The 25,703-nt window shown below is 63.1% G+C and carries 18 protein-coding genes, 8 tRNA genes and 1 other RNA gene; 18 read left to right on the top strand and 9 right to left on the bottom strand.

The window, feature by feature from the left end:
* Positions 1-26: 26 nt before the first annotated feature.
* From ppk1 to VC212_RS07710, 4 genes are all read right to left on the bottom strand, one after another.
* On the bottom strand, positions 27-2,129 hold the full coding sequence (gene ppk1, locus VC212_RS07725) for a polyphosphate kinase 1 (protein WP_055846336.1): 2,103 nt from the start codon (positions 2,127-2,129) through the stop codon (positions 27-29).
* Positions 2,130-2,249: 120 nt separating this feature from the next.
* The gene (gene phoR, locus VC212_RS07720; RefSeq protein ID WP_323515113.1) at positions 2,250-3,578 is read right to left on the bottom strand and encodes a phosphate regulon sensor histidine kinase PhoR; all 1,329 of its coding nucleotides are present in this window, start codon (positions 3,576-3,578) and stop codon (positions 2,250-2,252) included.
* A gap of 76 nt (positions 3,579-3,654) precedes the next feature.
* Positions 3,655-4,344: a phosphate regulon transcriptional regulator PhoB gene (gene phoB / locus VC212_RS07715; protein ID WP_002806631.1), complete on the bottom strand. Its 690-nt coding sequence runs from the start codon at positions 4,342-4,344 to the stop codon at positions 3,655-3,657.
* Positions 4,345-4,523: 179 nt separating this feature from the next.
* Complete coding sequence (locus tag VC212_RS07710; RefSeq protein WP_055845992.1) at positions 4,524-6,170, bottom strand: M48 family metalloprotease; 1,647 nt, start codon at positions 6,168-6,170, stop codon at positions 4,524-4,526.
* A 149-nt stretch (positions 6,171-6,319) separates the two neighbouring features.
* On the opposite strand from VC212_RS07710, the gene grxC reads away from it, so the two are divergent.
* From grxC to VC212_RS07695, 3 genes are all read left to right on the top strand, one after another.
* Positions 6,320-6,625 carry a glutaredoxin 3 gene (grxC, locus tag VC212_RS07705; RefSeq protein WP_055845990.1) on the top strand — a complete coding sequence of 102 codons (306 nt, stop codon included), beginning with the start codon at positions 6,320-6,322 and terminating at the stop codon, positions 6,623-6,625.
* Entirely contained in the window at positions 6,622-7,017 is a 396-nt protein-coding gene (locus tag VC212_RS07700; RefSeq protein WP_011036180.1) for a carboxymuconolactone decarboxylase family protein, read from the top strand. Before grxC ends, VC212_RS07700 begins: the two co-directional genes overlap by 4 nt.
* 329 nt (positions 7,018-7,346) lie before the next feature.
* Positions 7,347-8,354 carry an isocitrate dehydrogenase gene (locus tag VC212_RS07695; RefSeq protein ID WP_006451741.1) on the top strand — a complete coding sequence of 336 codons (1,008 nt, stop codon included), beginning with the start codon at positions 7,347-7,349 and terminating at the stop codon, positions 8,352-8,354.
* Positions 8,355-8,490: 136 nt separating this feature from the next.
* On the opposite strand, the gene VC212_RS07690 is transcribed toward VC212_RS07695, so the two are convergent.
* Positions 8,491-9,252 carry a Bax inhibitor-1/YccA family protein gene (locus tag VC212_RS07690; protein ID WP_323515111.1) on the bottom strand — a complete coding sequence of 254 codons (762 nt, stop codon included), beginning with the start codon at positions 9,250-9,252 and terminating at the stop codon, positions 8,491-8,493.
* A 150-nt stretch (positions 9,253-9,402) separates the two neighbouring features.
* Between VC212_RS07690 and VC212_RS07685 the strand changes: the two genes are divergently transcribed.
* From VC212_RS07685 to VC212_RS07670, 4 genes are all read left to right on the top strand, one after another.
* Positions 9,403-9,479: transfer RNA gene (locus tag VC212_RS07685), tRNA-Pro, on the top strand.
* A 42-nt stretch (positions 9,480-9,521) separates the two neighbouring features.
* A tRNA-Arg gene (locus VC212_RS07680) sits at positions 9,522-9,598 on the top strand.
* Positions 9,599-9,630: 32 nt separating this feature from the next.
* A tRNA-His gene (locus VC212_RS07675) sits at positions 9,631-9,707 on the top strand.
* 83 nt (positions 9,708-9,790) lie between these two features.
* Positions 9,791-9,866: transfer RNA gene (locus VC212_RS07670), tRNA-Lys, on the top strand.
* Positions 9,867-10,134: 268 nt separating this feature from the next.
* Here the strand turns inward: VC212_RS07670 and VC212_RS07665 are convergent.
* Together VC212_RS07665 and VC212_RS07660 are read right to left on the bottom strand one after the other, a co-directional pair.
* Positions 10,135-11,397: a lipase family protein gene (locus tag VC212_RS07665; RefSeq protein WP_323515109.1), complete on the bottom strand. Its 1,263-nt coding sequence runs from the start codon at positions 11,395-11,397 to the stop codon at positions 10,135-10,137.
* Between the two features lie 736 nt (positions 11,398-12,133).
* Positions 12,134-13,402 carry a PAS domain-containing protein gene (locus VC212_RS07660; protein ID WP_311239712.1) on the bottom strand — a complete coding sequence of 423 codons (1,269 nt, stop codon included), beginning with the start codon at positions 13,400-13,402 and terminating at the stop codon, positions 12,134-12,136.
* A gap of 272 nt (positions 13,403-13,674) precedes the next feature.
* Between VC212_RS07660 and VC212_RS07655 the strand changes: the two genes are divergently transcribed.
* The 11 genes from VC212_RS07655 (at position 13,675) to VC212_RS07605 (ending at position 23,410) form a co-directional block, all read left to right on the top strand.
* Positions 13,675-13,759 (top strand) — tRNA-Leu (locus VC212_RS07655).
* 200 nt (positions 13,760-13,959) lie between these two features.
* The gene (gene tig, locus VC212_RS07650; RefSeq protein WP_055846334.1) at positions 13,960-15,252 is read left to right on the top strand and encodes a trigger factor; all 1,293 of its coding nucleotides are present in this window, start codon (positions 13,960-13,962) and stop codon (positions 15,250-15,252) included.
* Positions 15,253-15,347: 95 nt separating this feature from the next.
* Positions 15,348-15,974, top strand: coding sequence for an ATP-dependent Clp endopeptidase proteolytic subunit ClpP (gene clpP, locus VC212_RS07645; protein ID WP_055845978.1), 627 nt, complete (start codon positions 15,348-15,350; stop codon positions 15,972-15,974).
* Positions 15,975-16,099: 125 nt separating this feature from the next.
* Entirely contained in the window at positions 16,100-17,386 is a 1,287-nt protein-coding gene (gene clpX / locus VC212_RS07640) for an ATP-dependent Clp protease ATP-binding subunit ClpX (RefSeq protein ID WP_055845975.1), read from the top strand.
* Between the two features lie 145 nt (positions 17,387-17,531).
* Positions 17,532-20,003 carry an endopeptidase La gene (gene lon / locus VC212_RS07635; protein WP_055845973.1) on the top strand — a complete coding sequence of 824 codons (2,472 nt, stop codon included), beginning with the start codon at positions 17,532-17,534 and terminating at the stop codon, positions 20,001-20,003.
* A gap of 214 nt (positions 20,004-20,217) precedes the next feature.
* Positions 20,218-20,490 carry an HU family DNA-binding protein gene (locus tag VC212_RS07630; protein WP_002806049.1) on the top strand — a complete coding sequence of 91 codons (273 nt, stop codon included), beginning with the start codon at positions 20,218-20,220 and terminating at the stop codon, positions 20,488-20,490.
* Positions 20,491-20,501: 11 nt separating this feature from the next.
* Positions 20,502-20,576 (top strand) — tRNA-Val (locus tag VC212_RS07625).
* A 27-nt stretch (positions 20,577-20,603) separates the two neighbouring features.
* Positions 20,604-20,680, top strand: a tRNA-Asp gene (locus tag VC212_RS07620).
* Positions 20,681-20,772: 92 nt separating this feature from the next.
* Positions 20,773-20,849 (top strand) — tRNA-Asp (locus VC212_RS07615).
* Between the two features lie 290 nt (positions 20,850-21,139).
* Complete coding sequence (locus VC212_RS07610; RefSeq protein WP_115512375.1) at positions 21,140-23,110, top strand: peptidyl-prolyl cis-trans isomerase; 1,971 nt, start codon at positions 21,140-21,142, stop codon at positions 23,108-23,110.
* A gap of 223 nt (positions 23,111-23,333) precedes the next feature.
* Positions 23,334-23,410, top strand: a non-coding RNA gene (locus VC212_RS07605) — sX9 sRNA.
* Between the two features lie 341 nt (positions 23,411-23,751).
* Here VC212_RS07605 and VC212_RS07600 read toward each other — a convergent pair.
* Positions 23,752-24,939: a lytic transglycosylase domain-containing protein gene (locus tag VC212_RS07600; protein ID WP_115527231.1), complete on the bottom strand. Its 1,188-nt coding sequence runs from the start codon at positions 24,937-24,939 to the stop codon at positions 23,752-23,754.
* Positions 24,936-25,703: a hydroxyacylglutathione hydrolase gene (gene gloB, locus VC212_RS07595; RefSeq protein WP_323515377.1), complete on the bottom strand. Its 768-nt coding sequence runs from the start codon at positions 25,701-25,703 to the stop codon at positions 24,936-24,938. The genes VC212_RS07600 and gloB overlap by 4 nt, the downstream gene beginning before the upstream one ends.

The following is a 25,703-nucleotide window of genomic DNA, read 5'->3' as shown; positions in this document are numbered from 1 at the left end:
CGTGAGAGGCCACGGCCGCGGCGTTCTCAGATCCGATCGAGCAAGGTCATCTGCGCCGAATGGGCCGGTTCGCCAGGGCCGGGGGTGCGCTTGTGGTACACGCCTTCGGCATCCAGTTCCCAGGCACTGACGTTGTCGTCCAGGTAGTTCTGCAGCACTTCGCGATAGACGCGCTTGGCCAGATCCGGGTCCAGGATCGGGAAGCAGGTTTCCACGCGGCGCAACAGGTTGCGTTCCAGCCAATCGGCGCTGGCGCAGTACAACTCGGCCGCCCCGTCGTTGCCGAACCAGTAGACACGACTGTGTTCCAGGAACCGCCCCACGATCGAACGCACGCGGATGTTGTCCGACACACCCGGCACGCCCGGCCGCAGCGTGCAGGCGCCACGCACGATCAGATCGATCTGCACCCCGGCTTGCGAGGCGGAATACAACGCACGCACCACCTGCGGTTCGTTGAGGGCATTCATCTTGGCGATGATGCGGCCGGGGCGGCCGTTACGCGCCAGGCGGGTCTCGCGTTCGATCCGCTTCAGCACACCGGCATGCAAGGTAAATGGCGACTGCAGCAATTGTTCCAGCTTCATGCGCGGGGCAAGCCCGGACAACTGCTGGAATAGCATGTGCACGTCGTTGCCGATCTCCGCATCGGCGGTGATCAGGCTGATGTCGGTATACAGACGCGCGGTACCGCTGTGGTAATTGCCGGTGCCCAGATGCACATAGCGTTTGAGCTTGCGCCCCTCGCGCCGCACGATCAGCAGCATCTTGGCGTGGGTCTTGAAACCGACCACGCCATAGACCACCTGCACGCCGGCTTCCTGCAACTTGTCGGCCAGGCCCAGGTTGGCCTCTTCGTCGAAGCGCGCGCGCAGCTCCACCACCACGGTGACGTCCTTGCCGTTGCGCGCGGCCAGAATCAGCGCATCGACGATCAGCGAATCCTTGCCGGTGCGATACAGCGTCTGCTTGATCGCCAGCACGTTCGGGTCAACGGCGGCCTGGCGAATCACATCCAGCACCGCGGTAAACGCATCGAAGGGATGATGCAGCAGCACATCGCCCTTGCTGACAATCTGGAAGATGCCCTCGCTGTCGCGCAAAGTGCGCGGGTTGAACGAGGGGTACTTGAGCTCCGGGCGCTGCACCAGGTCGTAGACCTGGGTGACGCGGCTCAGATTGACCGGCCCGACGATGCGATACACCGCGTTCTCGTTCAAGCCGAAGTTCTGCAGCAAGGTGCGCATGATCGGCGCCGGGCAATCGTGCGCAATCTCCAGCCGCACCGCTGGCCGGTAGCCACGCGTGACCAGCTCGTCGCGCAGTGCAAGTGCCAGGTTTTCGACTTCTTCTTCGTCCACCACCAGTTCGGAATTGCGGGTGACACGGAACTGGTAGGAGCCCTTGACCTGCATGCCCGGGAACAATTCGTCGACGAACTCCGACAACACCGAGGACAGGAACACAAAACTCTGCGCACCCTCCGGCGACAGGCTGGCCGGCAACTGGATGATGCGCGGCAACGAGCGCGGCGCACGCACGATGGCCAGATGGCCGGCGCGCCCGAACGCGTCCTGGCCTTCCAGCACCACCACGATGTTCAAGGTCTTGTTGAGAATCTTCGGGAACGGATGCGCCGGGTCCAGACCCAACGGCGACAGCACCGGCATGATTTCGTTGCGGAAGTAGGCACGCAACCAGCGCTTCTGGCGCGAGGTCCACGTCGCGCGGCCGAGCACGGCAACGCCGGCCTCTTCCATCGCCGGGCGCAGCACGTCATTCCATGCGTGGTACTGCTGTTCCACCAGTTTGGCCGCGCGGTCGTGCACTGCATTGAGGATGGCCGTGGGGCTCAATCCGTCCGGCGCCGGCGGCAGGCCGAACTCCTGCGCATGCCGCACGGTGGCGGCGCGGATCTCGAAGAACTCGTCCAGGTTAGTGCACGAAATGCACAGGAACCGCAGCCGTTCCAGCAGCGGCACCTGTTCGTCCAGCGCCTGCGCCAGCACCCGGAAATTGAAGTCCAGTTGCGACAGTTCCCGATTGATGTACAGCGCCGGATCACGCAAGGGATCGGTGGCGATGTCTTCGGAAGGTGTGACGTCGTGCAGTTGTTTGGCGTGGCCCATGGAGTCGGTCATCAAGACGAGTTGGTGTGCGGTGTTGCTACAGGCGCGTTGCGGTGCAGCGCGTGCAACGTGCGTTGCGCAGGTGCATCGCGTCGCGCGACGACGCGCACTCCCTACATATCATGCCAAGCGTGACAGTGGCAGGGACTGTTCGCGCTGCACGACGCGTGCGCCCACAAAATGGCACGAGAATTCGCTGCCGCGTCCCACTTCGCTTTCGATCTCCAGCCGTGCCTGATGCAGCCCTAGGATGTGCTTGACGATCGACAGCCCCAGCCCGGTGCCGCCGCTCTCGCGCGAGCGGCTACTGGACACGCGATAGAAGCGCTCGGTGATGCGCGGCAGATGCGAGGCAGGAATGCCGTAGCCGGTGTCGCGCACTGCCAACGCCGCGCCATCGCCTTCGCGCATGAAACGTATCGTCACCGTGCCGCCGCCGGGCGTGTAACGCACCGCGTTGGTGACTAGGTTGGAAAACGCGCTGTGCAATTCCTTGTTGGAGCCGAGCAGATCCACACCGGCCTCATCAATCACGTCCACCGTATGCCGGCCCTGGCTATGCGCCTCGGCCTCGCGGCGGAGTGTCGAAAGCATCGGCGCCATCGCCACGTGTTCTTCGCCGAGTTCTTCCTGCGATTCCAGCCGCGACAGGGTCAGCAGATCTTCGACCAGCTGCGCCATGCGCTGCGACTGCTTGCGCATCTCCGCCAGCATCGGGCCGGAGTCCGGGAAGTCCTCCGGATCGAGCATGTCCAGATAGCCGTGCACCACCGTCAATGGCGTGCGCAGCTCGTGCGACACATTGGCCACGAAATCGCGACGTACCTGTTCCAGACGCAGCAGCTTGCTGACATCGCGTGCCACCAACAGCCAGTAGTCGTCGGAGTAGGGGATCAGGCGCAGATTCAGGCGCAGATCCGGGTCCACTGGCGAGGCCGCATCCAGCATCGGCTCGGCGTTGCGGCCGGCTGCCAGCCAGTGCGCCAGCGGCAACGGCTGCAGCCGCTCCACCACCGACACGCCCATGTCGCCGGGATGATGCAAGCCGAGCAGGCCGCCGGCCGCCTTGTTGAACCACTGCACGCGCTGGCTGTTGCGATCCACCACCACTACCGCATCCGGCAGCGCCTGCGCGGCGGCGCGGTAGGTGCGCAGCATGTCGATCAAGCGGCGCTTGCGCCCACGCATTTCGGCCTGGCTGCGATACAGCAGACGGTCCAGTTCGTTCCAGGCACCCACGCCGGCGGCAGGTTCGGCACGCTGGCGTGCGGTGAGGCGACGCAGCACCTGGCGCAGCCGCCAGTAATGCCAGGCCAGCACGCCCAGCGCGGTGAGCGTCAGTGCCATCCACACATGCCCGATCAGCACGCCCGCTACGACGGCAGCGCCCAATAACAGCGCAAGGGTGCCGAGCGTCTTGAGCCAGGCGGAACGGATATGTTGGGGCATGGAAGGCGTTACCACGAAGCGTCAGGTAGGTAGCCAACCCGGCCAGGCAGCGGCCGGGTTGCCGTGCGGCACGTACTTAAGTTGCCGACGAAAAACGATAGCCCGAGCCACGCACGGTCTGCACCATGTTTTCCAGGCCGAACGGTTCCAGCGTCTTGCGCAGGCGGCGAATGTGCACATCGATGGTGCGTTCTTCCACATACACGCTGCCGCCCCAGACATGGTCCAGCAACTGGGTGCGGGTGTACACGCGCTCCGGATGGGTCATGAAGAAGTGCAGCAGGCGGTACTCGGTCGGGCCGATCGGCACCGGCGCATCGCCGGCGAACACGCGGTGCGCCGCGCCATCGATGCGCAGCCGACCCACGGCCACGCTGCCGTCTTCGTCGTCCTCGCGGGTGCGGCGCATCACCGCACGGATACGCGCCAGCAACTCGCGCGCCGAAAACGGCTTGACCACGTAGTCGTCGACGCCGGCTTCCAACCCGCCGACACGGTCGTTCTCTTCGCCACGCGCGGTCAGCATGATGATCGGAATCTCGCGCGTCAGCTGTTCCTTGCGCCAGCGCCGCGCCAGATCCAGCCCGCTGGTGCCCGGCAGCATCCAGTCCAGCAGGATCAGGTCGGGGACACGGTCGGCAATGGCGGTCTGTGCTTCGCGCGCGTCGCCGGCATGGATGGGCTCGAACTCGCCTTTGCGCAGCGCGAACGCCACCATGTCGCGGATCGCGGGTTCGTCATCGACGATTAGAATGCGTTTTTGCACGCGGGGCTTACCGTCTGGCTTTGGTGATCGCCAGTAGACTACGGTTTTGTGACTCTAATGTGACATCGCTGGCGCTGCTTGTAGGCAGGCTGCCATTTTGCGAAGCGGGCTGAGCCGTTGCGAGCGCTTCCAGGCCCGGGTGCCGCATGCCGCCGTCGGCGCCAATCACGTGCCAGCTGTCAACGCGTGGAAAGATCCGGGTCGCGAATGCCCTGGCGACGCAGCTCCAGCACGGTGGGCGTAATCGCAGCGATGCGCGCATCCACACGCGCCCTGGTCACATAATCCAGATCCTTCTTTTTCAGTGCTTCCAGCTGGATCAGGGCCTGCTCCGGGCGCCCGTTTAACGACGCCGATTCGGCATAGGCTTCACTGGCGCGCAGATGGTCGCCAGCGAGTTCGCAGGCGCGGGCGTAGGTCTGCTGCAGCAACGGGTCTTCGCCGTTGCGGTAGAGAAGGGGTTCCAGCACCTGGCGCGCGCGCTGGCCGGATTCCTTGCTGGCTTGTTCGTTGAGCGCGCCGGCATAGGTCAACGCCACCGCACGGTTGTTCGGCAGCCGCTTGAGCAGCGCATCGAAGCGCGCATTGGCCGCCTCGCGCTGCCCCACGCGCGCCTGCGCCTCGCTCAGGCCCAACGCCAGCCACAGGTTGTCCGGATGCGCCTCCAGCAGGCCGGCCAGCTCGGCCACCGGCTCGCTCGGCCGGCTTCCGCTGTTGCGCAGCTGTGCCAGCGCCAGCCCGTAACGCTGCGCATCGGTCAGGCCTTGCTTGGCGCTGCGGCGCAGGTTTTCGTATTCGCGAATGGCCGCATCGGGCGTGCTCGCACTGAGCACGCGCAGACGTTCCTTGGCCCAGTCGAAACTCTGTTGATCGCCGCCACGGCTCAACGCATCCACCGGCAGCCGCAGCGCATACGGCAGCAGCGCGTTGCCATTGCGGCTCAACGGTTCCGACAACGACGGGTCGGACGGATCCACGCGCTCCTGGCGCGTTCCGCCCGGCACCGAGGTGGTCAACACCACGGTGTTCTTCTTCATCTGCTCGGCGCGCGCCTTGGCCTCGCTGATGCGGGTGGTGGTGACCGGGTGGGTCTGCAGGAAGTCCGGCGCGCTATAGCCGCCCTCGTTGGCGCGCATCGCCACCGACATGCGCTCGAAGAAGCCGGCCATCGCGTCCACGTCGTAGCCGCTGCGCACCAGCGTGCGGATGCCCAGTCGGTCGGCTTCGGATTCGTTGGAGCGGGTGTAGTCGATCTGGCGTTGCTGCATCAGGCCCATCGCACTGGTGATGGTGGCCATGGTGGCATCGCCTTTGGAATTGCCGCCGGCCTGCTGCGCCGCCACCACCGCCGCCAGCATGCCGAGCAGGATCGGAATCTGGTCGCGCTGCGCCCGCTCCACTCCGCGCAGCACGTGCTGCTGGGTGACGTGGGCGATTTCGTGCGACAGCACCGCCGCCACTTCATCCTCGCGCTCGGCGGTCAGCACCAGCCCGGCGTTGACCGCGATATAGCCGCCCAGCGTGGCGAACGCGTTGATCTGGCGGTCGCGCAGCATGAAAAAGGTGAATGGCTGCTGCGGCTGGTCGCTGTTGGCGCCCAGGCGGGTGCCCATGGTCTGCAGCCAGTCGCCGATCAACGGGTCGTCCAGCACGTAGTCGTAGTTGCGCAACTCGGCCAGCATCATCTTGCCGTACTCGGCCTGACGGGCCGGGGTCAGCAGCTCGCCCGCCGACGAGCCGATATCGGGCAGGCGGCTTTCCTGGGCAGGTGCCACGCCCATGGCGAGGGCCAGGGTGAGGGCGGTGGCGAGCGGAAGCAGGCGCAAGTGAAACTCCCAGGTGGTGCGCGGAGCATGCGGGCAGCGCAGCGCAGCGGTGTGAATCGGCAATTAATCCACAGTGTTGCGGTGACGACATGGAAATTCCAGTCGCCCGCTACCATGTATCAGACCTCAGACCCACCACGGAGTTTCCTGTGAGCCAAGACCACACCGGGCAGGACGCGGCCACCGGCCCGCAGATCACCCTGTATTCCACCGCCATCTGCCCTTACTGCGTGGCGGCCAAGAACTTCCTCAAGAGCAAGGGCCAGACCTGGACCGAGGTGCGGATCGACCTCGACCCGGTCGAGCGCGACAAAATGGTCGCCCTGGCGCGACGCACCAGCGTGCCGCAGATCTTCGTTGGCGACACCCACGTGGGCGGCTACGACGACATGATGGCCATGCACCGCGCGGGCAAACTCGAACCGCTGTTCTCCGCTGCGGGCGGCCAGGCATGAGTGGTTCCGACGACGGCAGCGCCGATCGCCTGCGCGAGTTCACCGACTTCCGCCAGCGCATGAACCAGCGAATCCTGGCCGAGCCCAATCAGGTCGTGCGGCGCTTTTTCGCGCTGGATACCCAGACCTACCAGGCCGGCGCGCTGGATGTGAAAACCAAGGAGCTGCTCGGCCTGGTCGCCTCGATGGTGCTGCGTTGCGACGACTGCATCAGCTACCACGTGGCGCAATGCAAGGAGGCCGGCGTCACCCGCGAAGAGTTCTTCGAGACCTTCTCGGTTGGCCTGGTGGTCGGTGGCTCCATCGTGATCCCGCATCTGCGCCGCGCGGTGGATTTCCTCGACCAGCTCGAAGGCGGCGCGCCTGCGCCGGCCGAACACAGCCACGGCTGATCCACCGCTGCTGTGGCTTCAGTGCGCCGCCCACCGAGGCGGCGCGCTGCGTTTTTGGGCCTGGTGGCCATCCGGCGCATGGGATCTGGTTCGCGCTGCCGCGCGGGCTGTCGTGGAGAGCCTGCAGGGGTTGGGAGGACACGCACCGGTTCGGCATCCGTCCGGGGCCACGTGCGCTGCGGCCGCTGCCCCTGTTGCCGGCCCCTTAGACGATGGTCGGTTTGGGCGCGGTCACCAGCATCGGGCATAATTGCCGGTGAAACCTCCTTGCGCCGCTCTGCCGGGTTTGACGGCTGGCGCTCCCCCTTCAAGTTCGGAACCCCAACCTTATGACGCAGACAATCACGGTCATCCGCGGCGACGGTATTGGCCCGGAGATCATGGATGCCACGCTGTTCGTGCTCGACGCGCTGCAAGCTGGCCTGACCTACGAGTACGCCGACGCTGGCCTGGTCGCGCTGGAAAAGCACGGCGATCTGCTGCCCGAGTCCACCCTGGCCTCGATCACCAAGAACAAAGTGGCGTTGAAAAGCCCGCTGACCACGCCGGTTGGCGAAGGTTTCAGCTCGATCAACGTCGCCATGCGTCGCAAGTTCGACCTGTACGCCAACGTGCGTCCAGCCAAGTCGTTCCCCAACACCAAATCGCGTTTCGCCGATGGCGTTGACCTGATCACGGTGCGCGAAAACACCGAAGGCGCCTATCTGAGCGAAGGCCAGACCGTGTCCGAGGATGGCGAGACCGCATTCTCCGGCGCCCGCGTCACCCGCAAGGGCTCCGAGCGCATCGTGCGCTACGCCTTCGACCTGGCGCGCGCCACCGGCCGCAAGAAGGTCACCGCGGTGCATAAGGCCAACATCATCAAGTCGACCTCGGGCCTGTTCCTGAAAGTCGCCCGTGACGTCGCCACGCAGTACCCGGAAATCGAATTCCAGGAAATGATCGTCGACAACACCTGCATGCAGCTGGTGATGCGTCCGGAACAGTTCGACATCATCGTGACCACCAACCTGTTCGGCGACATCATCTCCGACCTGTGCGCCGGTCTGGTCGGCGGCCTGGGTCTGGCCCCGGGTGCCAATATCGGTCTGGATGCGGCGATCTTCGAGGCCGTGCACGGCTCAGCGCCGGACATCGCAGGGCAGGGCAAGGCCAATCCATGCGCACTGCTGCTGGGCGCCGCGCAGATGCTGGACCACATCGGTCAGCCGCAGAACGCCGAGCGCCTGCGCGAAGCGATCGTCGCCACGCTGGAAGCCAAGGACTCGCTGACCCCCGACCTGGGTGGCACCGGCAACACCATGGGCTTCGCCAAGGCCATCGCCAGCCGCCTCTGAGCGCGCGGGTAGATCGCACAAAAAGAAAGGGCGCCTAGGCGCCCTTTCTTTTTGGTGGAAGCGGATTGCTTAACGTCAGTGTCAAACCATCAGGCCAAGCGATCGCTGTTGCGATTTCCCAATCCCGATTCCCCGCTTAATTACGCGACTGCAGCTTCGACAGCAGGCGCAAAAACTCGATGTACAGCCACACCAGCGTCACCATCAGGCCGAACGCGCCGTACCACTCCATGTGCTTGGGTGCACCCTGCTCGACGCCGCTTTCGATGAAGTCGAAGTCCAGCACCAGATTCAGTGCTGCCACTACCACCACGAACAGACTGAAGCCGATGCCGATCAGGCCCGAGTCGTGGATGAAGGGAATGCGCACACCGAACAAGCCCAGCACGATGGTGGTCAGATACACCAGCGCGATGCCGCCGGTGGCCGCGACCACACCCAGCTTGAAGTTCTCGGTGGCCTTGATCAAGCCGCTGCGATACGCGAACAACAGCGCGAACATGGTGCCGAAGGTCAGCAGCACTGCCTGGAACACGATGCCGTTGAAACGTGCCTCGTACACGGCCGAGATCGAGCCCAGAAAAAAGCCTTCAATCAGCGCGTACAGCGGCGCGGTGACCGGTGCCCAGGTCGGCTTGAAGCTGGTCGCCAGTGCAAACACCAGCCCGCCGATCGCACCGGCGATCATGTACAGGCGTGCTGCCGGCAGCGGCGCGCCGTCCGCGCCGATCGATTGCGACCAGGCAAACGCAGCGGTGGCGACGGCCATCAGCAACAGCAGGCCGGTCTTGTTGACCGTGCCGTTGAGTGTCATTGCCTGACCGTCGCGGGTGACCACCGAGCCGGAGCCGAGGTCGAGGAACGTGGATTCCCGAAGAGCCGGGTTACCGCTGCGCATGCGTGTTCTCCATGAAAGTGGTGCTCGCCGTACCGGTGAGCGTTGCGGCGAGGATACCGGATCGCCGAATTTACACAGAGTGATTGACAGCGAGGCCAATCGTTCCCAAAATAGCCGACCTTTCCAGCCTTTGGGATGGAAAGGTCCCGCCGGGGTATAGCGCAGTCTGGTAGCGCGCCTGCTTTGGGAGCAGGATGTCGGGGGTTCGAATCCCTCTACCCCGACCATTCCGAGCTCTTGACGGCGTGGGAATGCGAAGTTCGGTCCGGGCGCCCGTAGCTCAACCGGATAGAGCACCGGCCTTCTAAGCCGGCGGTTACAGGTTCGAGTCCTGTCGGGCGCGCCATCGGCGGTGCGGTAGGAAGTAGGTTTTCAGTGGTGGCTGTAGCTCAGCTGGTTAGAGTACTGGATTGTGATTCCAGATGTCGGGGGTTCGAGTCCCCTCAGCCACCCCACTGATTGCAGGAAAGTTCGACCCGATGCATCGCGGGGTGTTGCAACGAAGCAAAAATGCACATACAATGTGCGACCAGTTTCAGGGCCGTTAGCTCAGTTGGTAGAGCAGTTGACTCTTAATCAATAGGTCCAAGGTTCGAATCCTTGACGGCCCACCAGACAGGCAGCCACTCAGCGTAAGTTGAGTGGCTGTTTTTCTTTGTGCCGATTTCTGGTCCGGGCGCACTGCACTCCCCGCATCGCTGCGTAGCCATCTACACGTTCATCGCAATGCTCGGTGCCCACGTCGGTGCGCCAAATCGATCGGATCGCCACCTCGTCATCTTGAATATGACGAGGTGGCGATCCGAAGGTGGCGACAATGCTCTGCGTATCGCCTGATGCGCTGTCGCCTCGCCTCGCAGCGATGCATCGCGCGCCCTGGCTTTAGCGCTGCTTGTCCAGCAGTTGCTGGCGCACGGCGATCATGCAGCTCTCCTTGATGATCAGGTGCTCCAGAGCGCTGTTGTCGTCGCGGTTGCCGCTTCCCAGATCCAGCACCGAAACCTGCGTACTGCCGTGTCGCTTGAAGCTGTCGATGGCGGTGGTGGCGTTCTTCAGTGGCACGGTGGCGTCATTGGACGAGCCGCACAGCAGCGTGCGTGTGCGTGGCGTCCAGTCCAGCAGATCGTTGCGCGCCAGATCCTTGCGGAACGGGTTGTTCGGATTGCGTGGCACGTCCTTGTAGAAACTCGGCTGGAAATAGCTGCCGATCTTGTCGATGCCCGGTAGTGCGTCGCCGATCGCAAGATCGGTCAGCTCATCCTTACCCGGAAAGTAACCCTCGACCTTGCTGGCCCACGGGTCCTGAAAGACCTGCGACGGAGCGAGATAGATGTTGTGATAAGCATGCTGCATGCCGACCAGCGCGTAAGTGGCCAGTACCAGGCCGAAGGTGCTTTCGCCAACCGCATTGGTTCCGCTCCAGCTGTCCAGGAAGGTCTGACTCAGCGCATACGGCCCGGAGATCGGCGCGCTGGCAACCAGATTGAATTCTTTGGAATCGTGCGCCTCGATCTCGCGCTGGGTCGCCATCGCGGCATGCCCGCCTTGCGAATATCCCGACACCATGACCTTGCCCGATAGTGGCGTGTGCAAACGTGCCAGAACCTGGCGTGCGGCGCGCATCGCGTCGATGCTCGCACTGGCCTCGGTGGCCGCGTGCAGATAAGGATGGAACGGATACTGCGACTTGCCCAATCCCAGATAATCGGTACTGACCACCACATAGCCCTTGCCCGCCAATCGAGTGACAAGCGGGTCGTCGCCCTTTGCATCGCGGATGTCCTTCGCCTGTTCCGCGGTACGTTTGGGTTGGGTGCCCTGGTTCCAGCTCAGCAAGGGGTAGGGGCCTGTGCAGCGTGTGCCGCCCGGCACCAGCAGAACGCCCGACGCGGTGGTCGGCTCTCCCTGGACACCGATCGTGGCGTAGCTGAACTCGGCCACGCGAACATCGCATGTCGGAAGGTCGCTGGCCTTGTCGTCGGGCAGCAACGCGCTAAGTGCCGAGCGGGTATAGCTGGTCAGGAAATTGCTGTTGAGCAGGGTGCCGCGCGCAGGTGATGCCATTGCGATCATCGGCAGAAAAGCCAGTGCAGTGCCAATGGCAGTGAACAGGCGTGACGCGTTGCGATTCCGTATCTGGACCATGGAGTGGTGTCTCATGTGTAGTTACCCGAGAAGTGCGGATTGCGTGGGGAGCGACCGGGAATTCGAAAGCTTCTCGCTGCAAAAGCAGTCCCTTGCTGGTGGTGCAAGTCTTGTATCCGGTAACGACGTGCGCTCAGGTGCGTATTGGCCAACGGGCTTTTAAAAAAGCGGCATGCGATATGCCGATAGTGCGAGTGCGAGTTAACAGCGCCAGATAATGTGCTTGTGGGGCAGGCCAGGATTTCCCAACAGCGAAGCCCGCACTCCCAGCGCGAACACACGCGGTGTGACGCGATTAATCGCCGCTCTGCGGTTATCGGGTGTTTGACGCAATAGATTCGCAGAGTGATTGAAGGTGGCAGAGAGGTGCGCGACGCCTGGTTCCCTGCTGGTAACTCACTATCGTGGCGCTGCATGCAGTCGGCTGTGCATGCCCGGTAGGCAGAGCGACATATCTATGCCGGAACGACATGCATGGGCATTAAGTAAGAAGTATCGAATGCCGAATGGATGCTGCTGCATCACTGGATCAGCGGGCTACTCACTGCCGCTTTAGATTTTCGAAAATTCCCTTCGCCTCGATTAAGGCAAGGGTGTTACCGATATGTTGCAGACAGTGGTGAAAGAAGTCTGCAATTACAACGCCGCGCGCAATCGCCGCAGTTAACGATTTACGTCAATTTAACTGCATAACGCACGCATCCAGCTACGCATGTCTGCATTCGCCAACCGAGTGTTACGCCTGGTCCACGCGCGGAAACGCAAGCAGGAAACGCGCGCCCTTGCCCGGTGCCGATGTCACGTCGATAAAGCCGCCTGCCTGGCGCACCGCGCTGTAAACCTGCGCCAGGCCCAGCCCGGCTCCCTTGTCCGCGCTCTTGGTGGTGAAGTACGCCTCGAATAGCCGCGACTGCACATGGCTGTCCATGCCGTGACCGTCATCGGCAACCGCGATGGTGGCGAACTCGCCAGCGGGTTTGGTCAAGGTTGCATCGGCCTTGGCGACCTGCGTTTGGCCGGTCTCCACACGGATGACGCCGCCGCTTGCGCAGGCATCGCGCGCATTGATGACCAGATTCAAGATCGCGCGTTCCACCGTATGCCGGTCGACCATGGCGCAGCATCCGCCCGCAGCAGTGTTCACCTGCAAGCGCAGGTCTGTGCCGATGACCTGTTCCAGCAACGGATTGAGCTGGTCGGCCAGTGCGGCAAGGTCAACAGGTTCGGGGCTATACGGATACTGGCGCGAAAATCCCACCAGCCGCTGCGCCATGACCGAGCCATGTTGAAGCGCGGCATCGGCCACGCCGAGCAGCTTGGTGTCCTGTGCGTCGATCTGACCACGCTGGACCACCAGGTCGATCGCAGAGGTGGCGGCCTGCAGCACATTGTTCAGATCGTGCACCACGCCGGCCAGCAGTTGCCCGACCGCCTCGCCTTTCTGTGCCTGTTCGGAAATCCGTTCGGCAGCACCTTGTGCGGCGCGCGCAATGTCCAGATCGTCCTCGATGCGCTCTTGCAGATCGCGCAGGCTGTGCAGCTCGGTCGACAGAGAATTCTCGCGCGTGCGTGCCAGCATCAGTGCGCCCGTGGAGAACTCGCGCTCCGCCTTCAAGGTGCGATCCAGCGTATGGAAGGCAGCCTCCAACGCACGGCGGTCGGAAATGTTCTTGCTGACCGCCAGGATCGCCTCGACGTTACCGTCTGCGTCGAACAACGGACTGGTGACCACCTGCCAGGTCTGGCGCACGCCAACGAAGTTGACGCAGCTGGCCTCGAACTCGTGCACCGCGCCCGCGAGCGATGCAGTAAGTGCCGTATCGATCAAGCCGACGGCTCCCGCCGGCCAGAAGTCCCGCCACGGGCGAGAGAGCAACTGCTCGGGCCGACTGGCGCCCAAGACGGTCAGTCCATTGGCATTGATCGCCGTGATCCGCCCGTCGAGGTCGATCTCTTTGATGCAGTCTCGCGACAGTGCCACGATCTGACGGTATCGGTCTCTCATTGCGACGGCGCGCTCTCTCGACTTGGGCTTAACGGAATTTTCGCAAATATTGACGCAGTCATGTACACGCAAAAGCATCAGGTTTGGGCTGGGATCAGGCCGGGGCGTGAATCGTTCACTTGAGTTCGGTTGGCGGGCACCTCCGGAGCGCCGATTTGGCAGGTGCATGCATGCCATGCATGCCTCAACCCGGCGCGCTGCCTTGGCAGCCCGTTCGCGGCGCTTTTTCTTTGCTGGCATCCCTGCAACAATGCGCATGCACCTGCGACATCGCGAAAGTGGCGGAATTGGTAGACGCACCAGATTTAGGTTCTGACGCCGCAAGGCGTGGGGGTTCGAGTCCCCCCTTTCGCACCAATGCAGTGCGGCCGTGAGTGCTCCGGCCGCTGCAGCTCCGGCAAACCGATCTTTTCCGCTGCAAACGCCAGTGCGCGCGTTTCGCTGGCAGCCGTCGCCGTTATCGGCGAAACTACAAGGCTCGGCGGCATTCTCGCCATCCGTCAACCCGTCTCTTCCATCTCGTGCCGACGCTTGTGCTGTCGGTGGCAGGAGTCAACATGCAAGCATCGATCGAATCCACCGGCAATCTGGAACGCCGCCTGACCTTCACCCTGCCGCAGGAGCGTCTGGAAACCCACGTCGGTGGCCGCCTGCGCGAACTGGCGCGGACCACGCGCATCAAGGGCTTCCGTCCCGGCAAGGTGCCGACCAAGGTCATCGAGCAGCGCTTCGGTCAGCAGGTGCGTGCCGAGGCGATGGAAGGCCTGTTGCGTGAAACCTTCGACTCGGCCGTGCGCGAGCACTCGCTGCGTCTGGCCGGCAACCCGCGCATCGATCAGGGCGAAAGCGATTTCGACTTCGTTGCCACCTTCGAAGTGGTGCCGGACTTCGGCGATATCGACGTCGCCAAGCTGTCGGTGGTGCGTCACACCGCCGACGTGACCGACGCCGACATCGACCAGATGATCGAAAACCTGCGTCTGCAGCGCCGTACCTGGAACCCGGTCGAGCGCGGCGCGCAGGTCGGCGATCTGGTGGCGCTGGAGACCTGGTCGCAGGCCGGCGACGAGCGTCTGCCCGCCGAAGGCGTGGAAACCGGCAGCAGCGTGTTGGGCTCGGGCGTGATGTTCGACCAGATCGAGAAGGGCCTGGAAGGCCTGACCAAGGGTGAAGACAAGGCCCTGACTATCGATTTCCCGGCCGAGTGGCGCGTGCCGCAGCTGGCTGGCAAGACCGTGCAGGTGCATGTCAAAGCAGTTGAAGTGTCCGAGCCGGTGCTGCCGGTGGTGGACAAGGAGTTCATCAAGAGCTTCGGCGTGAAGAGCGGCGATGCCGAGCAGTTCCGCGCCGACATCCGCACCAACCTGGAGCGCGAGCTCAAGGGTGCGCTGATGAACCGCCTGCGTCGCGAAGTGGGTGAGCAGCTGATCGCCGCCTACGCGCACGTCGAGATGCCGCCCCGTCTGGTCGAGAACGAGGCCCGTTCGATGCTGGCCCAGCAGGTCGAGCAGGTGCGCCGCAGCGGTCGCGATCCAGGCCAGGTGCCGGACGATGCACACCAGGGTTTCATGGATGCCGCCGCCAAGCGCGTGCTGGTCGGTCTGCTGGTCGGTGAAGTGGCACGCCGCAACGAACTGCGGCTGGAGTCCAAGCGCGTCAGCGAAACGCTGCGTCTGATCGCCTCGACCTACGAAGAGCCGGAACAGGTCATTGAGATGTACCGCAACGATCCCCAACTGATGGGTGGGCTGCAGAGCCGTGTGATGGAGGAGCAGGTGATCGACTGGATCGCCGAGCGCGCCCAGCACACCGAGCAGCCGCTGTCGTTCCAGGACGCGATCCGCGTCTAAAAGCGGCGGTGTGACACCAACCCGCATCCCGCTGGCTGGGATGCGGACGTCAAACCCGGTTATCGGCGCAAGCTGGTGCCACAACAGGAAGACCGATGAGCATTGTGACCAAAGCCCTGAATCTGGTGCCGATGGTGGTCGAACAGACCAGCCGTGGCGAGCGTGCGTATGATATCTACTCGCGTCTGCTCAAGGAGCGTCTGATCTTCCTGGTCGGTCCGATCGACGACCATATGGCCAACGTGATCGTGGCTCAGTTGCTGTTTCTGGAAGCGGATAATCCGGAAAAGGACATCAGCATCTACATCAATTCGCCCGGTGGCGTGGTCACCGCCGGCATGGCGATCTACGACACCATGCAGTACATCAAGCCGGACGTGGCCACCATCTGCGTGGGCCAGGCCGCCTCGATGGGCGCGCTGTTGCTGGCATCGGGTGCGGCCGGCAAGCGCTATGCGCTGCCGAATTCGCGCGTGATGATCCATCAGCCGCTGGGCGGCTTCCAGGGCCAGGCGACCGATATCGACATCCATGCGCGCGAGATCCTGACCCTGCGTTCGCGCCTGAACGAGATCCTCGCCAAGCACACTGGCCAGTCGTTGGAGACCATTGCGCGCGACACCGAGCGCGACAACTTCAAGAGCGCGGTCGATGCACAGGCCTATGGTCTGGTGGATCAGGTGCTGGAGCGTCGTCCGGAAGAGTCGATCCAGCCGTCTTGATCGCCAGGTCGCTGAAATTGCAGGAAAAACCGGCAGGGTCGGGCGGGGCGAACGTCCTCCCGACCCTGTGCTATTCTCGAAATCGAACCCCCGTGCATCGGGTGGGGTAACTGGGTAACAGAAGCATGAGCGAAGACCGCCAAGGTCGTTCCGGCGACAGCAACAAGATTCTCTACTGCTCGTTCTGCGGTAAGAGTCAGCATGAAGTCCGCAAGCTGATTGCCGGTCCCAGCGTATTCATCTGTGATGAATGCGTTGAGCTGTGCAACGACATCATCCGCGAGGAGCTCGAAGAGAAAGCGCAGTCGGCACGTTCCAGTCTGCCCAAGCCGCGCGAGATCCTCGAAGTGCTGGATCAATACGTGATCGGGCAGCTGCGCGCCAAGCGCACGCTCGCCGTGGCGGTATACAACCACTACAAGCGTATCGAGAGCCGCAGCAAGAACGACGAAGTCGAACTCGCCAAATCCAACATCCTGCTGGTCGGTCCGACCGGTTCGGGCAAGACGCTGTTGGCCGAAACGCTGGCGCGCCTGCTCAATGTGCCGTTCACGATCGCCGATGCCACCACGCTGACCGAAGCCGGCTATGTCGGCGAGGACGTGGAAAACATCATCCAGAAGCTGCTGCAGAAGTGCGACTACGATGTCGAAAAGGCGCAGCAAGGCATCGTCTATATCGACGAAATCGACAAGATCTCGCGCAAGAGCGAGAACCCGTCGATCACCCGCGATGTGTCCGGCGAAGGTGTGCAGCAGGCGCTGTTGAAGCTGATCGAAGGCACGGTTGCCTCGGTGCCACCGCAGGGTGGGCGTAAGCATCCGCAGCAGGAATTCCTGCAGGTCGACACCAAGAACATCCTGTTCATCTGCGGCGGCGCGTTCGCTGGTCTGGACAAGGTCATCCAGGCGCGCTCCAACGACGCTGGCGGCATTGGCTTCGGTGCCAAGGTCAAGAGCAGCGAGCGCAAGCAGGAAGTCGGCAAGATCCTGGCAGAGGTCGAGCCGGAAGATTTGATCAAGTTCGGTCTGATTCCCGAGTTCGTGGGCCGCCTGCCGGTGGTCGCCACGCTCGAGGAGCTGGACGAGCCGGCACTGATCAAGATCCTGACCGAGCCCAAGAACGCCATCACCAAGCAGTTCAAGAAGCTGTTCGACATGGAAGGCGTGGAACTGGAGTTCCGCCCGGACGCACTGTCTGCGATCGCCAAGAAGGCGCTCAAGCGCAAGACCGGCGCGCGTGGTCTGCGCACCATCGTCGAATCGGTGCTGCTGGATACGATGTACGAGCTGCCTTCGCAGGAAAATGTGAGCAAGGTCGTGGTGGACGAGTCGGTGATCGAGCACAAATCCGAGCCGTATCTGATCTACCAGGCGCAACCGGCCCCGGCCAAGGCTGCGTCCGGCGATTGAGCTCCGCATTCGCGTTGCCAGGCCTTGGCCCCGCTCGCGGATAAAGGGTTTCCGACAGCTACTTGCAACACCTCGCCGATGGCCCCATAACGGGGCCATCGGCTTTTTTTACGCCCTAATTTCCCCGATTCCTGCGGAGCGCCCCATGGCCCAGTCCCAACCAGAAGTTCTCGATCTGCCGGTGTTGCCGCTGCGCGACGTGGTGGTGTTTCCGCACATGGTGATTCCGCTGTTCGTCGGCCGTGACAAGTCGATGCGCGCGCTGGAAAAGGCCATGGAGGCGGACAAGCGCATCCTGCTGGTAGCGCAGAAGTCGGCCGAAACCGACGACCCGGCCGCCGGCGATCTGTACACCGTCGGCACCCTGGCGCAGGTGCTGCAACTGCTCAAATTGCCCGATGGCACCATCAAGGTGCTGGTCGAAGGCCTGTCGCGGGTCACCGTCGACAAGGTCGTCGAACTGGACGGCGCATTGCAGGGGCAGGGCACCGAAGTGGAGGCCAGCGATGGCCGTGAGCCGCGCGAGGTCGAAGCGATCGCACGCTCGCTGATGTCCCTGTTCGAGCAGTACGTCAAGACCAATCGCAAGCTGCCGCCGGAGTTGTTGCAGACGCTGGCCGGCATCGACGAGCCGGGCCGTCTGGCCGACACCATCGCCGCCCATATCGGCGTGCGTCTGGCCGATAAGCAGCGCCTGCTGGAGATCACCGAGATCGGTGAACGCCTGGAGCTGCTGGTTGGGCTGGTGGATGGCGAAATCGACGTGCAGCAGCTGGAAAAGCGCATCCGCGGCCGCGTGAAGTCGCAGATGGAAAAGAGCCAGCGCGAGTACTACCTCAACGAGCAGATGAAGGCGATCCAGAAGGAGCTGGGCGATCTGGACGATGCGCCGGGCGAACTGGAAGAACTCGCGCGCAAGATCGCCGAGTCCGGCATGCCCAAGCCGGTCGAGACCAAGGCCAAGGCCGAGCTCAACAAGCTCAAGCAGATGTCGCCGATGTCTGCCGAGGCGGCGGTGGTACGCAACTATCTGGACTGGTTGCTGGGCGTGCCGTGGAAGAAGCGCACCAAGGTCCGCAAGGATCTGAAGGTTGCCGAAGACACGCTGGACGCCGATCACTACGGCCTGGACAAGGTCAAGGAGCGCATCCTTGAGTACTTGGCAGTGCAGTCGCGGGTGAAGCAGATGAAGGGTCCGATCCTGTGCCTGGTCGGTCCGCCTGGCGTGGGCAAGACCTCGCTCGGTCAATCGATCGCCAAGGCGACCAACCGCAAGTTCGTGCGCATGAGCCTGGGCGGCATCCGTGACGAAGCCGAGATCCGTGGCCATCGCCGGACCTATGTCGGCTCGATGCCGGGTCGCCTGGTGCAGAACCTCAACAAGGTCGGTAGCAAGAACCCGCTGTTCCTGCTGGACGAGATCGACAAGATGTCGATGGACTTCCGCGGCGACCCGTCGTCGGCGTTGCTGGAAGTGCTCGATCCCGAGCAGAACCATTCCTTCAACGATCATTACCTGGAAGTGGATCTGGACCTGTCGGAAGTGATGTTCGTCGCCACCTCCAACTCGCTCAACATCCCCGGCCCGCTGCTGGACCGCATGGAAGTGATCCGCATCCCCGGCTACACCGAGGATGAAAAGCTCAACATCGCCATGCGTTACCTGGTGCCCAAGCAGATCAAGGCCAACGGCCTGAAGCCGGAAGAGATCGAAATCGGCAGCGACGCCATCCAGGATGTGGTGCGCTATTACACCCGCGAATCCGGCGTGCGTAATCTGGAGCGCGAAATCGCCAAGATCTGCCGCAAGGTGGTCAAGGAAATCGCGCTTGCCGGCCCGCAGCCGGCAGCGAAGAAAGTGGTCGCCAAGAAGGGTAAGCCGAAGGCGTTGATGACGGTCGGGTCGAAGAATCTCGACAAGTACCTGGGCGTGCGTCGCTTCGACTTCGGTCGCGCCGAAGAAGAAAACGAAATCGGTCTGGTCACCGGTCTGGCCTGGACCGAAGTCGGCGGCGAGTTGTTGCAGGTCGAATCGACGTTGGTGCCGGGCAAGGGCAATCTGATCCTGACCGGTCAGCTTGGTAACGTCATGAAGGAGTCTGCATCGGCTGCGCTGTCGGTGGTGCGTTCGCGCGCCGAGCGTCTGGGTATCGATGTGGATTTCCTGCAGAAACAGGATGTGCATGTGCACGTGCCTGATGGCGCCACACCGAAGGACGGCCCCAGCGCAGGTATCGCGATGGTGACGTCGTTGGTATCGGTATTGACCAAGGTGCCGATCCGCGCCGATGTGGCGATGACCGGCGAGATCACGCTACGCGGTCGTGTGTCGGCAATCGGCGGGTTGAAGGAGAAATTGCTGGCGGCACTGCGTGGTGGCATCCGCACCGTGTTGATCCCGGACGAGAACCGCAAGGACCTGGCCGATATCCCGGCTAACGTCACGCGCGATTTGAAGATCGTGCCGGTCAAGTGGATCGACGAAGTGCTGGATCTCGCCCTGGAGCGTCCGCTCGCACCGAAGAAGGCAGGCAAGGAAAAGGCCCGCAAGACTGCGTCGCGCGTTGCCGTGCGCGGCAAGTCGCGTACTACCCCGGGTACCCGCGTCAAGCACTAACGTGCGCTGTCTAAGACGTCCCGAAACAAGCCAAAACCCGCGTCGTTATTGGGTTTTGGCTTGCGCGCTGTTGGGGGCGCTGGTATAAATGCACGACTCGTGGGCGCGGCAAAATGTGATGCGTCACGCGATACCACTTGTGTCGGGTTCTTCGCTAACGGCAAGAGCGCCGATTGTCGATTCCGCGGCATCTGCCGCAAAGGGAGTTTCAAGAATGAATAAAACCGAATTGATCGATGGCGTTGCCGCTGCCGCTGACATCTCCAAGGCTGAAGCTGGCCGTGCTGTCGACGCGGTTGTGAGCGAAATCACCAAGGCGCTGAAGAAGGGCGACGCTGTCACCCTCGTTGGCTTCGGCACCTTCCAGGTCCGCGAGCGCGCTGAGCGTACCGGCCGCAATCCGAAGACGGGCGACAGCATCAAGATCGCTGCTTCGAAGAATCCTGCATTCAAGGCTGGCAAAGCCCTGAAGGATGCAGTAAACTAATCGACTCGCTAGGGTGCTTAGCTCAGCGGTAGAGCGTCTCCCTTACACGGAGAGGGTCGGGGGTTCGAAACCCTCAGCACCCACCACTAAGCACCAAGCAAAGTTTTAAGCGCGGAGCGGTAGTTCAGCTGGTTAGAATGCTGGCCTGTCACGCCGGAGGTCGCGGGTTCGAGTCCCGTCCGCTCCGCCAGTTACACCGAAGCCCCTGAGCGATTGGGGGCTTCGTTTTCTCCACAGCATTTGCAATGCGAATGCCGTGGGGTAGATGTCCAAGTTTAAAGCGGAGCGGTAGTTCAGCTGGTTAGAATGCTGGCCTGTCACGCCGGAGGTCGCGGGTTCGAGTCCCGTCCGCTCCGCCAGTTACACCGAAGCCCTCGGCCTTGTGCCGGGGGCTTTTTTTTGGAGCGTTTGAACCTTGTCCCATGACGCGATAGCGCATGGGTCTGCGGTGAATGGAGCGCAGGCTGTGCGCGGCGGTAACCTCAATGCGCTCACTCCATGACGCCTGTGAGGTGCGGCGATCTTTACGTCTCTTCCATTCACGACTGCACTTTTCTGCATCTTGACCCGCGCCTGACGGGCGTCGGGCTGGGTGCATGGCGTTAAGCGGGTTACACTGCCCGGCTCGCCCACAGGCCGTGATTTGCCAATGCTGCAGAAACTTCGCGACAAGACGTCAGGCTGGATCGCTACCGCCATCCTGGGGTTGCTGATGATTCCGTTCCTGTTCGTCATCGACAACAGCTACCTGGGCGGCATTGGCGCCAACAATGTGGCCAAGGTGCAGGCGCCGCCGACGTGGTGGAAATCCGCTCCGACCTGGTGGCCGATCTCGCTGCTGTGGCAGCACCACGAAATCAGCACGCAGGATTTCCGCGCACGCTTCGAACAGGCGCGCATGCAGGAGCGCCAGCGTCAGGGCGAGAACTTCGACCCGCGCACCTTCGAATCCCGCGAAAACAAGCTACAGGTGCTCGACCAGTTGGTGGACGAGCAAGTGATTCGCCTCGGTGCCGAAGATGCTGGTATCGTGATCGGCGACGCCACGGTGCGCGATTACATCACCAATATTCAGGCGTTCCAGGTCGATGGCAAGTTCAGCCCGGACCAGTACCGCGCCGCACTCGCACAAGGCACACCGCCGCGCACCCCAGCGCAGTTCGATGCGCTGGTACGCGACAGCTTGCAGCAGTCGGTGATCCCGCAGGCCGTCGCCGAATCGGGTTTTGCAACCAAGGCCGAGTTCGAGCGGCTGCTCAAGCTGATGGGCGAAACGCGCGACGTGGAGTTGGCGATGTTGCCGGCGCCGGCTGCCGATACCGCGCCGGTCAGCGATGCGCAGATCAAGCAGTGGTATGACGCGCATACACAGGATTTCCGTCAGCCGGAGACTGTGAGCATCGAATACGTCGAGCTCAATGCCGCCACGATGCCGCCGGCCACGGCAGCTGACGAGGCGACGTTGCGTAAGCGCTATGAAGAAGAGAAGGCGCGCTTTGTCGAGCCGGATCAACGGTTGGCGTCGCACATTCTGATCAGCGCCGGTAGCGATGCTGCTGCGCAAAAGGCTGCCGAAGCCAAGGCAGCCAAGCTCGCGGCGGAGGCCAAGCAGCCAGGTGCCGATTTCGCTGCGCTGGCCAAGGCCAATTCGCAGGATCCGGGCTCCAAGGATGCCGGTGGCGATCTGGGTTGGGTCGAGAAGGGCACCATGGTCAAGCCGTTCGAAGACGCGCTGTTTTCGATGAAGGCTGGCGATGTGGTCGGGCCGATCAAGACCGAGTTCGGCTATCACGTGATCCAGCTGCGTGAGGTCAAGGGCGGGCAGGGCAAGTCGTTCGAGCAGGTGCGCGACCAGCTTGCTGCCGAGCAGCTCAAGGCCGATGCCGACAAGGCGTATGCCGATATCAGCGGCAAGCTGGTGGATCAGGTCTACAAGAATCCGACTGCGCTGGAGCCGGCGGCCAAGCAGGTCGGTCTGCCGGTGCAGACCCTCGGCCCGTTCTCGCGCACCAACGCCAGCGGTATTGCGGCCAATCCGGCAGTGCTGCGTTCGGCGTTCTCCGAAACGTTGGTGCAGGACGGCACGGTGAGCGACCCGATCACCATCGCTCCGAACCACAGCGTGATGTTGCGCGTGACCAACCACACCGCCGAGCAGGCGTTGCCGTTGGACAAGGTGCGCGACAAGGTGATCGCCGCAGTACATGCCGACCGTACCGAGAAGGCTGCAGCCGCGGCCGCCGATGCGCTGCTGGCACGCGTGCAGAAGGGTGAAACCCTGCAGGCGCTGGCGGCGAGCGAGAAGCTGCAGGTGCAGCCGATCCCGGGCCTGCCGCGCACTGCGCCGATTCCGACGCCGGCCGCAAATCGCGCAATCTTCAGTGCGCCGCGTCCGACCGAGGGCAAGCCGTCGGTGGGTAAGGTGGAGCTGGATGGTGGCCGCTTTGCGGTGTTTGTGATCAGCAAGGCCACGCCGGGCGACCTGAAGCAGATGCCGGCCGAGCAGCAGACGATGCTGCGTGAGCAGCTGAGCCAGATCGACGGTAACAACGCCGCGCAGTCCTACGTCAAGGAGATGCGCAAGCGTTACAAGATTCAGATCGAAGAAACACAGCTGTAACGGCGTGTTGTCGACGGATGAAAAGAGCGAGCCCGGGCGACCGGGCTTTTTCTTTGGTGGCTGTTTACGGTAGTGCGCCGGTGTGGCGCTCGTGTTATGCCATCGATGCGACGTGGGACGTAGTCAAAGCTCACGCAATCTGCGATTGGGTATGCACTGCGCGAGGGTGCCTAATAAATCACCGCGTAGCCACCAGACGGGCACGGCCTGTATGCGGTGTGGCATTTACCGCTCCTAGGCTCCGGTTCCGAGTGCGCCGTCTACGCCCAACTGACGATTACGCGCTACGTTCCCTTAGCCGCTCTTAGCGGTAAGGAGACGCGTTGCTTTCGTCGTGGACAGAGTGCGGCTTGGATGTCTGCGGCGTGGGTGCGGCCAGCGCTGCTCCAGTCGCTCTTGGACTATGCGGGCCCCTCTTTCTCAAGTCGGGCAGCTGAAATCAGTGCGGGACGCTGAAGTCCGATGACTCGTTGGCCGATGCAGTGTGTTGCTGCGTCGACCAGCGCGCTATCCAGACGCACGCAATGCCATGCAATACAGAAGCAGCGGTCAAAGCGCTCTCGAAGCCTGGATGTGTTCTTAAGCGACGGCTATCGAGAAAGCGAAGCTCAGCCGCTGGCGCGGCTGATCAAGCGGCTGGCTCAGGGCGTGTCGTTGAACGACAGCACCATGCCCGGCTTCAACACGGCCTGCTTGTCCAGGCCGTTGCTGGCGAGCAGGGTGGCGACCGTAATACCGTAGCGCCGTGCGATGGCCCATGCAGACTCGCCGTTGCGTACGGTGTGGGTGGTGCGGGCGGGCGAAGAGCGGGATGCCTTGGTAGGTGTGATGGTGGCGACCGCTGTTGAACGGCCAGCCGTGTCGGCGTCCATGTTCACGGAGGTGAGCGCGACCACTGCACCGCTGGAGCCAGGTTGTGCTGCCGCGACAGGGGCCAGCACGTGGACACCCTTGGGCGCCGCACGGGCGCCTGCCACTGCAGGATTCAGGCGCGCCAACAGTTGCGGCTCGATCGCACGCTGCCCGGCCCACGTATTGAGGCTGGTACCGGCCGGAAGCGCATGTTCGGTCAATACCGGCACTGGGCGATCCAGCGAGGTCAGCAGCGTGCCCTGTTGCTGCGCATGATCGAGCACGCAGGCCAGTGCATGCAGCTTTTCGACATAGTCGTAAGTGACCTTGGACATGCCCGGCAGCTCCGACGGACGCGCGTTCTGCGCGTTCATGCCGGCACTGCGCATTGCCTGCAGGACGCGGTACTCGCCGGCGTTGTAGGCCATCAGCGCCAGGCGCCAGTCGCCGCCGAACATGCCGTACAGCGTTTTGAGATAACGCACCGCTGCTGTAGTGGAGTCCACTGCCGACAGGCGGCCGTCGTACTGTGCGCCGACCGGCACGTGGTGGTTGCGCGCGGTGGTGGCGATGAACTGCCAGAGGCCAGCCGGGCCGCTGCCGTTACGCGCGCCAGGGCGATAGCCGCTCTCGACAAACGGAATCAGCGCAAATTCGGTCGGCATGTCGGCTGCACGCAATTCGTCGACCACATACCCGAACAGCGGCAGGACATCCTGCGCGTCATCGGCCAGGCGGGCCGGAGCGCGCGAGAAATGCTGTTCCCAGCGGGTATCGCTGTGTTCGCTGTCGCAGCCCGGGTCGGCACGGCCTTCCAGGAACGACGAAAAGATCTCACGCCCATTGCGCATGCTGGGAGCGTTGGACGCGACAGCGGTGCTGTCGACGGATGTGAGGCGGCTTGCGTCGTTGGACGAGGCGGCTGCCGGTGCGATGGCCGCGCAGGCGGCCAACACTGCCAGAACCAGGCGCCTCATGCGCGAAATTCGTCTTTCCAGCGCCGAAGTTCGGCGAAAACATCTACTTCAGAGGAGAGTGCGCCGGCTGCGCGCGGTGCGACTGCGGCGCGAATTTCGGAACGGCTGGTACGTAAGAACGGATTGGTGGCCAGTTCACTCTTGAGCGAAATCGGCAGGGTAGGACGGGCTGCTTGACGCATGGCCTGGGCTTCCTGTTGACGGCGCTGCAAGGCAGCGTTGGTGGGATCGACGTGCAGCGCAAAGGCCGCGTTGGCCAGGGTGTATTCGTGGCCACAACACACAAGCGTTTCGCCGGGCAGAGAGGCCAGGCGCTGCAACGAGTCGAACATCTGAGGAGCGGTACCTTCGAACATCCGCCCACAGCCTAGGCTGAACAGGGTATCACCACTAAACAGGTGGCGGTCTGTCACAAAGGCGATGTGGCTGCGGGTGTGGCCGGGTACCTCCAGCACATCGAAGCTGGTGTCTAGCAGTCGCAAGCGCTCGCCCTGGCCGACGCGGCGGGCGTCTGCGGGGATGCGCTCGTCGTCCGGGCCGAACAGTTCAAGCTCGGGCCAACGCTGCTGCAGCGCTGCCACGCCGCCGATATGGTCGGCATGATGATGGGTGAGCAGCACCGCGCTGGGCGTCCAGCCTTCGCGCGCGGCGGCGGCGATCACCGGCTCGGCCTGGCCCGGGTCGACAATAACGGCACGGCCCTCCGCGGCGACCAGCGCCCAGATGTAGTTATCGTCGAATGCGGGCAGGGCGGTCAGTCGCAT

Origin of the sequence: Xanthomonas sp. WHRI 8932A, assembly GCF_035012785.1 — a bacterium.
GTDB lineage: Bacteria > Pseudomonadota > Gammaproteobacteria > Xanthomonadales > Xanthomonadaceae > Xanthomonas.
The sequence above is the reverse complement of the archived record's forward strand: the minus strand, read 5'-3'. Positions and strand labels throughout refer to the sequence as shown.

Excerpts from the sequence above, each read along its gene's own strand:
- clpP (WP_055845978.1), top strand. The coding sequence starts at position 15,348 with ATGAGCATTGTGACCAAAGCCCTGAATCTGGTGCCGATGGTGGTCGAA.
- VC212_RS07630 (WP_002806049.1), top strand. The coding sequence starts at position 20,218 with ATGAATAAAACCGAATTGATCGATGGCGTTGCCGCTGCCGCTGACATC.
- VC212_RS07660 (WP_311239712.1), bottom strand. The coding sequence starts at position 13,402 with ATGAGAGACCGATACCGTCAGATCGTGGCACTGTCGCGAGACTGCATC.
- VC212_RS07695 (WP_006451741.1), top strand. The coding sequence starts at position 7,347 with ATGACGCAGACAATCACGGTCATCCGCGGCGACGGTATTGGCCCGGAG.
- ppk1 (WP_055846336.1), bottom strand. The coding sequence starts at position 2,129 with ATGGGCCACGCCAAACAACTGCACGACGTCACACCTTCCGAAGACATC.
- VC212_RS07700 (WP_011036180.1), top strand. The coding sequence starts at position 6,622 with ATGAGTGGTTCCGACGACGGCAGCGCCGATCGCCTGCGCGAGTTCACC.
- gloB (WP_323515377.1), bottom strand. The coding sequence starts at position 25,703 with ATGCGACTGACCGCCCTGCCCGCATTCGACGATAACTACATCTGGGCG.
- lon (WP_055845973.1), top strand. The coding sequence starts at position 17,532 with ATGGCCCAGTCCCAACCAGAAGTTCTCGATCTGCCGGTGTTGCCGCTG.
- phoR (WP_323515113.1), bottom strand. The coding sequence starts at position 3,578 with ATGCCCCAACATATCCGTTCCGCCTGGCTCAAGACGCTCGGCACCCTT.
- VC212_RS07665 (WP_323515109.1), bottom strand. The coding sequence starts at position 11,397 with ATGGTCCAGATACGGAATCGCAACGCGTCACGCCTGTTCACTGCCATT.
- VC212_RS07690 (WP_323515111.1), bottom strand. The coding sequence starts at position 9,252 with ATGCGCAGCGGTAACCCGGCTCTTCGGGAATCCACGTTCCTCGACCTC.
- tig (WP_055846334.1), top strand. The coding sequence starts at position 13,960 with ATGCAAGCATCGATCGAATCCACCGGCAATCTGGAACGCCGCCTGACC.
- VC212_RS07600 (WP_115527231.1), bottom strand. The coding sequence starts at position 24,939 with ATGAGGCGCCTGGTTCTGGCAGTGTTGGCCGCCTGCGCGGCCATCGCA.
- clpX (WP_055845975.1), top strand. The coding sequence starts at position 16,100 with ATGAGCGAAGACCGCCAAGGTCGTTCCGGCGACAGCAACAAGATTCTC.
- VC212_RS07610 (WP_115512375.1), top strand. The coding sequence starts at position 21,140 with ATGCTGCAGAAACTTCGCGACAAGACGTCAGGCTGGATCGCTACCGCC.